This window comes from Comamonas odontotermitis (assembly GCF_014207855.1).
GTDB classification, from domain to species: Bacteria; Pseudomonadota; Gammaproteobacteria; order Burkholderiales; family Burkholderiaceae_C; genus Comamonas; species Comamonas odontotermitis_A.
In genome coordinates this window covers 1-11096 of record NZ_JACHKZ010000050.1, presented here as the reverse complement: position 1 = coordinate 11096, position 11096 = coordinate 1, and the positions used below count along the sequence as shown (strand labels likewise).

At 54.4% G+C, this 11096-nt stretch carries 11 protein-coding genes and 1 pseudogene; 2 read left to right on the top strand and 10 right to left on the bottom strand.

Annotated features, from left to right (window positions below; translation table 11 throughout):
- Window positions 1-394 precede the first annotated feature (394 nt).
- Window positions 395-628: pseudogene (locus tag HNP33_RS20435) on the top strand (IS5/IS1182 family transposase); the annotation flags it as partial.
- A 131-nt stretch (window positions 629-759) separates the two neighbouring features.
- Here the strand turns inward: HNP33_RS20435 and HNP33_RS20430 are convergent.
- The 9 genes from HNP33_RS20430 to HNP33_RS20390 all read right to left on the bottom strand — a co-directional run bounded on the left by HNP33_RS20430 (window position 760) and on the right by HNP33_RS20390 (window position 9593).
- A complete protein-coding gene (locus HNP33_RS20430; RefSeq protein ID WP_184711702.1) occupies window positions 760-2217 on the bottom strand; it encodes a cryptochrome/photolyase family protein in 1458 nt (485 codons plus the stop codon).
- 114 nt (window positions 2218-2331) lie between these two features.
- A complete protein-coding gene (locus HNP33_RS20425; protein WP_184711692.1) occupies window positions 2332-2880 on the bottom strand; it encodes a lipocalin family protein in 549 nt (182 codons plus the stop codon).
- A 127-nt stretch (window positions 2881-3007) separates the two neighbouring features.
- Window positions 3008-3799, bottom strand: coding sequence for an SDR family NAD(P)-dependent oxidoreductase (locus HNP33_RS20420; RefSeq protein ID WP_184711693.1), 792 nt, complete (start codon window positions 3797-3799; stop codon window positions 3008-3010).
- A gap of 5 nt (window positions 3800-3804) precedes the next feature.
- Window positions 3805-4365: a DUF3833 domain-containing protein gene (locus tag HNP33_RS20415; protein WP_184711694.1), complete on the bottom strand. Its 561-nt coding sequence runs from the start codon at window positions 4363-4365 to the stop codon at window positions 3805-3807.
- On the bottom strand, window positions 4362-5654 hold the full coding sequence (locus HNP33_RS20410) for an MFS transporter (protein ID WP_184711695.1): 1293 nt from the start codon (window positions 5652-5654) through the stop codon (window positions 4362-4364). The genes HNP33_RS20415 and HNP33_RS20410 overlap by 4 nt, the downstream gene beginning before the upstream one ends.
- A 13-nt stretch (window positions 5655-5667) precedes the next feature.
- Window positions 5668-6237, bottom strand: coding sequence for a chalcone isomerase family protein (locus HNP33_RS20405; RefSeq protein WP_184711696.1), 570 nt, complete (start codon window positions 6235-6237; stop codon window positions 5668-5670).
- Window positions 6230-7501 (bottom strand): SAM-dependent methyltransferase, encoded by a 1272-nt coding sequence (locus HNP33_RS20400; protein WP_184711697.1) that lies wholly within the window; start codon window positions 7499-7501, stop codon window positions 6230-6232. Before HNP33_RS20400 ends, HNP33_RS20405 begins: the two co-directional genes overlap by 8 nt.
- Window positions 7498-8250 carry a DUF1365 domain-containing protein gene (locus tag HNP33_RS20395; protein WP_184711698.1) on the bottom strand — a complete coding sequence of 251 codons (753 nt, stop codon included), beginning with the start codon at window positions 8248-8250 and terminating at the stop codon, window positions 7498-7500. The genes HNP33_RS20400 and HNP33_RS20395 overlap by 4 nt, the downstream gene beginning before the upstream one ends.
- Window positions 8247-9593: an NAD(P)/FAD-dependent oxidoreductase gene (locus HNP33_RS20390; RefSeq protein WP_184711699.1), complete on the bottom strand. Its 1347-nt coding sequence runs from the start codon at window positions 9591-9593 to the stop codon at window positions 8247-8249. Before HNP33_RS20390 ends, HNP33_RS20395 begins: the two co-directional genes overlap by 4 nt.
- Window positions 9594-9737: 144 nt before the next feature.
- Between HNP33_RS20390 and HNP33_RS20385 the strand changes: the two genes are divergently transcribed.
- Window positions 9738-10394: a TetR/AcrR family transcriptional regulator gene (locus HNP33_RS20385; protein ID WP_184711700.1), complete on the top strand. Its 657-nt coding sequence runs from the start codon at window positions 9738-9740 to the stop codon at window positions 10392-10394.
- A 108-nt stretch (window positions 10395-10502) separates the two neighbouring features.
- Here HNP33_RS20385 and HNP33_RS20380 read toward each other — a convergent pair whose 3' ends face one another.
- Window positions 10503-10964 carry a nuclear transport factor 2 family protein gene (locus tag HNP33_RS20380; RefSeq protein WP_184711701.1) on the bottom strand — a complete coding sequence of 154 codons (462 nt, stop codon included), beginning with the start codon at window positions 10962-10964 and terminating at the stop codon, window positions 10503-10505.
- Window positions 10965-11096 lie beyond the last annotated feature (132 nt).

Genomic DNA, 11096 nt, shown 5'->3' with positions numbered 1-11096 from the left:
GATCAAGATATCCCTTGGCTCTCTCAGCCCTGTCGAATACCGGGCGAGCCTTGGACTTGCGGCGTAAACCAGTCCAAGTTTTTATCCGCATCCCCTCCCGGGGCTTACTGGGTCATTTCTGCGTGGAAATCAACAGTATTCAAGCTGCAGAATTCTGGCATCGCATTCCTCGGTCAACCCGTCCAGTACCGTCTGGGCCCGTACAACAGCGTCACGGGCATCTCGAGCAATCTTCTCTAATTGCGGCTTGCGTTTTTGCAAAGCCTGTAGCTGGGTACAGAGGGCCTGATACTCAGCGCTGGTACTGCCCGAGATACGTTGGTGGACGAGTTCTCGTTTGATGAGCGCCTCGTCCAACTGGGCTGCGAAGCCAAGCAAAAGCCGCAGGGTCACCTATCGCAATGAGGCAGTCAAGGCATGCAAGCGATTGGGTCGTGCCATCTGGAAAAGCTGGAGCGGCTACCACCGCAGATCACTGGTGGAGACGAAGATGAATTGCTTCAAGCGCTTGGGTGAGAAGGTGATGTCCAGGACGTTTGAGCGACAAGTAGTCGAGCTCAACATTCGGGCATCCATCCTCAATCGCTTCACCGAGCTGGGCACGCCCCAGACGGTTGCCCTGGCATAACTACGTCTGGGGTTTGGGGAGACTCAGCCTCAGACCGATTTATGCAACAAGGCCGCTTAGAGTGGAGATGCTCAGAGAAATCAGGGCCGCATACTCGGCAATGATTTGCGCGGTCACCAATCCTGGCATCGTCAGTCCTGGCTGCGCATAAAGTGAAAGCGCATCAGCGTGCGCTCACGAGCGCTGGCGTGCTGCACCACCGGTAATGGATAGTCCAGGCCAAGCTGCAGCCCGCATGCTTGCAGTTCCAGCGGCTTCATGGCTGCTGGAAAGTGAATATGCTGGTCAGGGACCTGAGCCAGCTCGGGAAGATAGCGCCGGATAAACTTGCCATCAGGATCAAATCTCTGCGACTGCGTCACTGGATTGAAGATTCGAAACCAAGGCTGGGCATCGCACCCGGTAGATGCAGCCCATTGCCAGCCGCCATTGTTTGCAGCCAGGTCGTAGTCATTCAGATGCTGAGCAAAAAAGTACTCTCCCCGACGCCAGTCGATTCCCAAGTCCTTCGTGAGGAAGCTCGCCACCACCATCCGCAAGCGGTTGTGCATGTAGCCCGTTTGTAGCAACTGGCGCATGGCTGCATCCACGAGAGGGTAGCCAGTGCTTGCCTCGCACCAAGCCTGCCATAACTCTGGTGCTTCATCCCACTGAACACGGTCATACTCCGCACGGAAGCAATGCGTGACTACGTGCGGGTGATGCCGCAAGATCATGAAGTAGAAGTCTCTCCACGCAAGTTCGGAAAGCCATGTCTGTGCTCCCTCGCACCCAACGACAGCCTGCTGCATTGCTAGCCTCGCCAGGTGGCGGATGGAAACGGTTCCAAAGCGCAGGTGCACCGAAAGGTAGGATACTCCTTTGCGCCCGGGAAAGTCCCGTGCCTCCTTGTATCCTGCCATTCGCGGCAGAAAATCTTCCAGCAGCTGGCAAGCACCGCGCGTACCTGTAGGCAGAGGCAGGCTGTGTAGGTTGGTGGTCGTAAAGCCCACTTCATTAAGCCCTGGTATTTCCTCTTTTGTAGGCAGGGGAGCTAGATGCCTTGCATAGCGCTCCACTGGATAGGGAGTGAGCTGAAATGCATCAAGCTTTTGTAGCCAGGCACGCTTGTATGGGGTGAATACGCTATACGGCTTGCCTTGCTGATTGAGCACTTCCTCATGCTCAAGCAATACCTGATCCTTGTAATCGCTAAATGCAATGCCTTCCACACGCAGTGCCTCTGCTACGCACCTGTCTCGGGCAATGGAGGCTGGCTCGTAGTCGCGATTCGTCAGCACTTCCTGCACGCCCAAGCTACATGCCAACTGAACGATACACTCCACTGCCGGGCCATGTCGTACTATCAAGCCGCCGCCCGGCGCTCCGCTGCGTGCCGCCAATGCCCCCAACTCTCCATGGAGCTCGCACACGCTCGCATGAATAAATTCAACTCGGCGGTCACTGCGGGTTGGCAATGCGTTGAGGATATCGGTATCAAAAACGAATGCGCAGTAGACGCGCTGAAAGCGTCGTAGCGCGTGATAAAGCGCAGCGTGGTCATAGCAGCGCAGGTCCCGGCGGATCCATACAAGCGCACTATTGACCATATCTGAATGGACTTCTTTGTTTAAAGCAGCTGCATTTCTCATGCGCAACTCCAAATTATACGAAAATTACCCAATCAAGGTCATTATTAAAACAGAGGCATCAAAAATGCAGTACTACTGGGCCACTAAGACAATCCGATTCACATCCACACCTAACCCTCTGGCTTTCTCCAACAACTCACGAACCCGATTTTTATCCATTTTCTTGTCTCGAGATAGTAGCCAGAAGTATTCCTTATTCTCACCAATTACCAGTGCGGTTTGGTAGTCATCATCGAGGATTACAACGTTATATCCTCCATAAAATGGCCCAAAGAATGAAACCTTGAGGGCAGCCACATTAGCCGCCCCAAGAAATCTAGCCGTGCCTTCTACTTCACGCCACTCATTTTTGATTGAGTCAAATCCACGATTCAGAACAGTAATGCCACCATCCGCATTCATGGTGTAGTGTGCAGATACTTGAGTAAGGTCTTTCTCAAATTTGTGATCGATACGTGCCAACTCGTACCAAGTGCCGAGATACCGATTGATGTCGAAGTCCGTCACAGGCCTTACACCATCAGGAACAGTCACTGCACAACCAGCCAAAATAGCATTGGCTCCGAAAAGCGTTGCTGCTATCACTGTCGCACGGATGAAAGATTTTATTGAGATTTGCATAAACGGTCTTTTGATAGTTCGGAGTTAAGGAGCGCACTCGTCAATCCTTAGCAGGATGCATCTTTGTCTTTTTAATTTTTCAATAATTCATTACGAAATAATCGAAATATTTTCCTTATTACGACAATCATGCACCAGTGATATGGCGCACCGCCGAGAAGTACCAGCGGTCGGGCAGACAGCGCATAAGCTTTACCCAACGGGTAAAGCGGCGAGGGAAGTTCATCTCGAAATATCCATGCTTCCACCCACGCAGCATGTGCAGCGCTGCTTCTTCAGGAGCCATAAGAGACGGCATACTAAAGTTGTTCTGTGCGGTTAGTGGTGTGTCTACAAAACCAGGATTTATTATGGAGATACCGATACCTCTTGGATGCAAATCAAGGTAGAGGTTTTCAGCCAAGTTGTTGAGTGCAGCTTTAGTTGGACCATACGCCAGCGACATAGGAAGGCCTCGGTAGGCTGCGACACTACCCACCAGTGCTAGGTGTCCGCGCCCTGCCCTCAATAACACAGGTATCAGCGTATCGAGGAGATCCAGAGCTCCTATATAGTTGACTTTCAGATGTTCTTTCATCTCAGCCAAATCAAAATCGGTGGCTCGTAGGGGCTGATAACGGCCAGCACAATAAAGCACTAAATCAGGAACCCCTCCGGAAAAATCTTGCACAATTCGGACAGCCGAGGACAAAGTATTGGACACAGTCACATCAAGCGGTAACGCTAGACACTCAGGGCGACTTGCGGTGTATGCCTTCAGTGCAGCGGTATCTCTCGCAGATACGACAACACGAGCACCTTGCGCATAAAGAGCCTCTGCCGTTGCTCTTCCTATCCCCGAAGAGGCCCCAATAATCCACACGCATTTACCTTTCCAGTGGACGATCGGTGGGTTCAGTCTCGCATTCAGTACTGACATAGCACTTAATCCTTAATGAAGGACAGCGTCACGTCACCCAAATGAACACCGAATTTACTCATGGCCGCCCGGTTGAGCATGGTGCGCCCATCCATCAGATACATCCAGTCATCCATACTGACGTTCCAGACCTTGCCGTTCACTGGCAGGGCCAGCACATAGTTCCACCGGAAGGCATTGCCAGCCGTCTGACCCTGAGCCTGCCCCACCACGTCGTCTGCGTTTCCGCTATAGCGGCCATCACCCAGATACTTCAGGTGCCAGATGCGCTGCTGCGTGCTGCCGTCGCTGTAGACAAAGTGTTCGTCGAGCACACCTTCGTCGCCGTTCCATTTGCCTGTCATATGCACAGTGAAGCGCTTGACCACTTTTCCGGATCTGTCCGTGAACAAGCCGTGAGCGGTCAACGGTCCGTTGAAGTACTGACGCAGATCCAGTTCTGGGCGCTCCAGGGCATATTCCTGCACAGACGGACCCGCGCAGCCAGCCAGCATTCCCATGAACGTCAGTCCTATTGCGGCGCGGCGCCAAGGCAGGAACGAGAAAGTGCTTGTCATGGATTTCATTTCAGTCTCCAAGATTGGTGCAGGCGCTCGCCACGCCACAGGCAAGCCCAGGCCATCAGTTTGAACAGGCAGGGAAGGCCTGCATATGCCCATGCCAGCGCCTGCAAGCCGGCAGGGTCGGTCGTGCCGCTGCGGTATCCCATTGCGGCAAGAAGCGGCAGGCACAGTCCAGCAGCCAAGGCCAGATTGAGCTTGGCTGCACAGGCCCACCAGCCTAGATAGCGTCCCTCTGCAGAGCCGCTGTGACCAGACTCGTGGATGACGCCGGTCAGTAAAGCACCGGGCAGCGCCAGATCTGCCCCGAGGGCCAGTCCGCTTGTCAGACAGACGATGGTGAAGATCCAGCTGTCGCCGGCCCCGAGCCAAGGGGTGATGGAAAATGCGATCACGCTCGCCAGCATGCCAGCGCGCCAACTGGGCGCCAGCCCCCAGCGCGAGACAGCCTTCACCCACAGTGGCAATCCCGCAGCGGCGGCACCGAAATAGCACAATAGAAGCATTGGCTGCAGATCCGGCGCCTGCAAGCGATCTATCACGAAGAACGGCAGCAGTGTGGCGGGTATTGCTGCTGCCACGCCGTTGAGCATGAATACAGATAGCAGCCTGCGAAAACTTGTGTCCGCCCATGGTGAGGGCTGAGCAGGCCTGGTATGCAGTTGCACGGTGGACGTCGGTATCGCACTAGATCGTTGCAGGCTATGCAGCCCCAGCAAGCCCAGGGCAAGCGCCATCATGAGCACCATGCTGGTTGCATCAAAACCCAGCCAGGTGGGCAGCACGCTGGCTAGGAGCACGCCAGCGAGAGTGGAACCTTCGCGCCAAGCGGTCACGCGCGCGCGCCAAACAGGCTCACCTCCCCAGCGCGTGCCCCAGGCCTGGTGCAAGATGCTTACGGCGCTATAGGCCAGAGTGCAGACTAGCAGGCTCACAGCCAGCCAGCCCAGCAGGCTGGCCTGGCTGCCGATAGGAGGATGCCACAGCGCAGCGAAGCCCAATGCCATGAGCACGCTGCCCAGTACCGCTGACAGCCACGCAGCATGCAGTCCGCGATGCAGCAGGCGATCAGCCATGCGTCCCAGAGCCGGATCGAGCAGCGCGTCAAGGGCGCGGGTGGCTAACAGTACTACCCCCAGGCCAGCCAAGGGCACTCCTGTGACCGCTGCATAGTGATGAGGCAAGTTGACGTACAGCGGCAGCGACATGAAAGCCAGGGGCACGCCGAGACCTCCGTAAGCGAGTCCCTCACGCCAGGGCAGCGGCTTCGATGGGCTTGAGCTGGCGGAGGGCATAGTCGTTGTCTCCTCAGCCCTTGCCCAGCAGCGCAGCGCGTAGGCCAGGCTCCGAAGTCTGATCAGACAGCCAGATGCCAAAAAACAGGCGCGCGTACTCTGCATCTTGAATGCGTGCGGTCTCGCGTCCATTGTGGAAAAAGCTCACATCGCCGGCGCCATCAGTCAAGCCCAGGAGTCGATCTTGCGCAGCGACATCAGGAAATGCCTTCTTCATCATGAGCAGCCACTGGCGTGCCTGTGGTTCGGAGAAGCTACCCACGCGCCTCATCTCGGCCACCGATCGCTCGGCGATTGCCTCGCCCTCCAGCTTGCGGTCATAAATCAGTTCCAAAGCGAACGGCTGGCGCGCATAGTTCGCCGGCTCGAAGCCACTAGGAGCCCAAAGGCGGGCCTCATAGACCCTCAGTCCGAAAAAACGCATGACGCCGCTTCCCAAAAGGCGAGCGGAAGGTATGGTAGAGCTCAGCTCTATAGGCGCGGCAGGGGTAGCTGCCAGTATGTCGTTGGTCATCGCAGTCAGAGTAGGAGCAAGAAGGCTGGCACTCCAGGCCAAAGCTTGGCGCCGTCGAATGTCATGCATGGAGGGGCCTGCGCAAAGTGAACTGAACGACATCGGTGTTGCCAGTATCAAAGGCCGCTTCGCAATAGGCCAGGTAAAACTTCCAAATGCGCACAAAGCGCTCGTCGAAGCCCAGGCTTCTCACGTCATCAAGGCGCTGCTCAAAGGCGTGACGCCAACGTCTGAGCGTTTCTGCATAGTCCTTGCCAAAGCTCATCTTCTTTTCCACCGTCAGGCCAGCGCGTTTGGCCTCTTGCTCGAAGGCATTAACGCTAGGCAACAGACCGCCTGGAAAAATGAACTGCTGGATGAAGTCGGTGGAGTGCAGATAGCGTGCAAAAAGCTCTTCGCGCAGGGTGATGGATTGCAGGCAAGCGTAGCCGCCTGGCTTGAGGCAGTCCCGTAGCACCTGGAAATAAGTACGCCAGTACTCATGCCCAACGGCCTCGAACATCTCGATGGAAACGATCGCATCAAAGGGCTGTACGGAATGTACAGTCACCAGATCTCTGTAATCTTGGTAACGCAGGTCTACCTGTGCCCGCAAGCCCGTTTGTGTGATGCGCTGCATACCCCACTGCAGTTGCTCGCGCGACAAGGTGACGCCGGTAACCTGCGCACCAAATTCCGTGGCCGCCGTCTCTGCCAGGGCCCCCCAGCCACAACCGATTTCCAGCAGGCGCTGACCAGGCTGCAGTCCTGTTTCGCGCAATGCCCGCCTTATTTTTGTGCGCTGTGCCTGCTCAAGGTCTGCCGCTTGCAGGTCAGCACCGCTGAGTCCATCGAACCAGGCAGAACTATAGCTCATGGTCGGATCCAGCCATAGCGTATAAAAATCGTTACCCAAGTCATAGTGGGCATGAATGTTTTTGGCGCTGCCCGCACGCGTGTTGCGGCGAAGCAGGTGCCGCAACCTAAAGCCCAGGCGCCCCCACCAGTGGCCGTACACCAATTGCTCTAGGTAGTCGCGATTGTTGAGGCAAAGACGCAATAGAGCACTGAGGTCATGGCTGTCCCATTGGCCCTCTATATAGCCCTCGGCCAGTCCGATATCACCCGAGCTCAGGATACGATCCAAAGCTTCCCAGTGCTGAATTGCACAGCGTGCATCTGGTTCCTCTGCGATTCGCTTCGGGAAATGCCACACGCGTCCATCAGGCAATTGCAGATCCAGTTGACCGTGCTGCAAATGCTGCAGCAGTTTCATGACACGTCTGGCACTGCTTGGCAGGGAGTTTGCTGCGCCGGCGGACTTGCTCAATAGGGGGATAGTGGTCGTGTTCATCGTGTGACAAAGCGCTCGGGCGCAGGTGGTTTGCGATGGAAAGGAAGCTTCTTCGCCCACAAGCGCAATGCCTGCCAGTGGATGCGGAAAATGACTCCGAGTGTCATCAGCGGCGTGCCTAAGAAAGCCTGGCGCACGGTTAAAGTGCTCAAGGGACACAGTGCCCCTTCGACGCCCGTTCGCAGCAGCGGCCCTCTCTCGTCATAGAGATCCACAAGCGCTAAATGTGAGCTTTCACTGCGTTTGAAGCGGAAGCGATACTCTCCTTGGGCCTCGCAAAATGGCGAGACATGAAAGCACTTGTGCGCCACCTGCTCGCAATCCCAGGCGAGCTGAGGCCCGGCAAGAAGATAGGCATGACGTTCACCAAAGGTGTTGTTGACCTCGGCCAGGACTGCTGCTAGCGAGCCATCTCCTCGGTGTGCATACCAGAAGCTCACCGGCTTAAAGACGTAGCCCAGCACGCGGGGAAAGGTATGCAGCCAGATCTCTCCATCTGCGTCCCGGATACCTTCTTCCTGCAACAGCTTTTCGAACCACGCTAGAGAGTCCTGGCTACCGTCGCCATGGTCGCAGTCATGAAAACTTAGCCAGCCGCGCCGATTGCGCCGCAAAATTGCAATGGGATGCTCACGCAGGCTTCGCATTGGAAGCAGCAGAAAATATCCGGGGTAACGGAATTCATGCTCTACGGGTCGAAGCCGGCGATGCCAAATCTGGCCAAAACCGATCAAAGGACGAGCGTTCATAGCGCCCCCTCTGTGGCCCTAGAAACAGGTACAGGCTTGATTCTTGCAAGCGAGTTCGACACATCCTGTGCAACTTCAAGACCCGAGCGCAGTCCATCTTCATGAAACCCATAGCCGCACCATGCGCCGCAAAACCAAGTCCGAAGATACCCCTGCAATTCACCAATCCTCTCTTGTGCTTGTACAGCAGGCAGATCGAAGACCGGATGACTGTATTGCATGCGTGCGTGAACCTCGTGTTCAGCGATTGGTCGCGCTGGATTGAGCGAGACTAATACAGGTTGTTTCCAGGGCACAGGTTGCAAACGGTTGATCAAGTAGTGGAGGCATACACCCGCCTCTTCCATGGAATGACTGACAGCCCGCTCGTAATTCCAAGCCGCCCATGCTTCTCTGCGTTTAGGCAAAATGCCGGTGTCGGTATGCAGCACCGCCTCGTTAGATTGATAGCGAATGCTGCCGAGCACCGATCGCTCACGTTGTGTTACATCGTCGCCCAGTATTTTCAAAGCCTGATCGCTGTGGCATGCCAAAACGACGGCGTCAAACCGCTCTGCGCCATGGCGCGTCAGTACACTAACGCCATGTCTTTCTCTCTTTAAACCTAAAACGGGACTGTTAAGCCGAGCTTCATGGCGCGCGTCCTGCTGCAGGCGAGCCACCATGCTACGTACATATTGCCGCGACCCTCCGCGCACCGTGTACCACTGGGGCCGGTTTGCTATCTGTATAAGACCATGGTTATGGCAGAAGCGGATTAGTGTGCCTAAGGGAAAACGAAGCATTTGGTCGGTGGGACAAGACCAGATGCAGCCAACCATCGGTAGTAGATAGTCTCGGCGAAACGTGTCGCCGAAACCATGGGCATCCAGAAAATCCGCAATGGACATCGCAAGTTGAGCGTCAGATTGCTGTTGGGCGATGCCAGTAGTCAATCTGTTGAAGCGCAAGATTTCCAGCAACATTCCTAGAAAACGAGGTCTGAGGAGATTTTTGCGTTGTGCAAAGATACTGTTCAGTGAGCTGCCGCCCCACTCAAGACCCTCTGTACCGTCTGAATTTGGCACTTGAACGGAAAAGGACATTTCCGAAGTCGCTGCCTCTACTTGCAGGTCGTCAAAGAGGCTTGAAAGCAGCGGGTAGGTACAGCGGTTGAACACCAAAAATCCTGTGTCAACACCATAACTCTCTCCATCGAGGTGTAGGTCTACCGTATTGGCATGCCCACCGAAATGACTTGCGGCCTCTAACAAGCACACGCTATGAGGCATTGGATGTTCTGCGAGGCGCCACGCAGCGGCCAGACCAGCAACACCCGAACCAACGACAGCTATACGATGCATGACAGCCCCTTGATGCTCCCTAGCCAGCCCTCGAAAGAACTACAGGAATGAAATTTAAACTAAGCAGTTCATATTGTATCCCAAAAAGTCTAATTTTGCACCAGAAGTTATCTGTCCTGATCTTGCAAGGCGTAAAATCATGACATGAACGCTCGCTCAACAATCAAGGATCAAATTCAGCGTGTCCGCCAAGAGGCCATCGTCGCTGCTGTAAACCGGCTTTTGGCGACCAAGGGCTACGATGCAATGACCGTCGACGAGGTGGCAGCCGAAGCCGGTATGGCTAAAGCCAGCCTCTACAAATTATTCGGATCAAAGGAAGAGTTGGCAGGAGCCGCCATGGTCGGTGTACTGGATCGCGCCCTGAGCTTCGTGGAAGAGCTGCGCGGCAAGGCTGAACATTCAATCCACATAGACAAGGCCATCAACGCGCTAGATCAGCTCAAGGCCGTTGCACGCTGGGCTATGCAGGTCCAACTAGAGGGAGAAATGCCTTCATTGCCAGCACAGAACTCAAACCTAAGTGCTTCACTACAGTCCAATGATGAATATATGGATCGCCTCATAGCGTTGAGCAACCGTCTTAGTACCTGGATTATTGAAGCGCAAACCGGAGGCCAACTTCAACCGAGGCTTCCTGTTGAGCTAGTGCTCTACACCCTATTCGCGCGCGCGTGTGACCCTGTGTTAGGTTTGCTTAAGGAGTCAGGACAGTACACACACGATCAGATCATCGAATGGTTAACTAGTACCACCTTTGACGGCCTGGCTGCTTTTAACACGCCTAGCTATAGCCCCTGAATCGGGCGTTGTCGCCATACAGAGACTTCCCTTTAAAGCAAGCGCTGATGGGAAGTCTCTGTATGGCAACACCCCCTGTAATTCAACAATGCCACCTAGATATCTCCACTAAGTGGACGCCAAACGGCGCAGCCAACGCATTAATATACCGATTATTGGAATTTTCTCATAGAGTTCTTCCGCAGCATCCCAATAGTCGCGATGATGTGACACAAACCCTTGTGCATCGAAAATCAGAAAGGAACTTCCATGAATGCATTGCACATCTTTTTTTCCTAAGTACCGCATCTGAAAGTGAAACTCCCATTCAATAAACGCCTTATTAGCTTGTATAAATTTTTGGGTAATCACAAAACGTGGCTCTCGCAGTGAAGCAAACATATGCTCAAAAATTCTAATGATTGCGAAAACCCCATACACCTCGTTGAAGGGATCTTTGAAATAGGCTTCAGGTGCATAGTAGCAATCTAGCTCCTTAAGACTCTCTGGTGTTAGATTCTCATAAAACTGAACAAGTTTATTCAATGCTGTATCGACATCATTGAAATCAAAATTGAAATCTTTAATCATCGAGCCACCCCTTGAGGATTAATACTATACCCCAATAGCGCGGCTTTGTTGCATAAATCGGTTTGAGACTGAGTCTCCCCAAACCCCAGACGTAGTTATGCCACGGCCACCGTTTGGGGCGTGCCCAGCTCG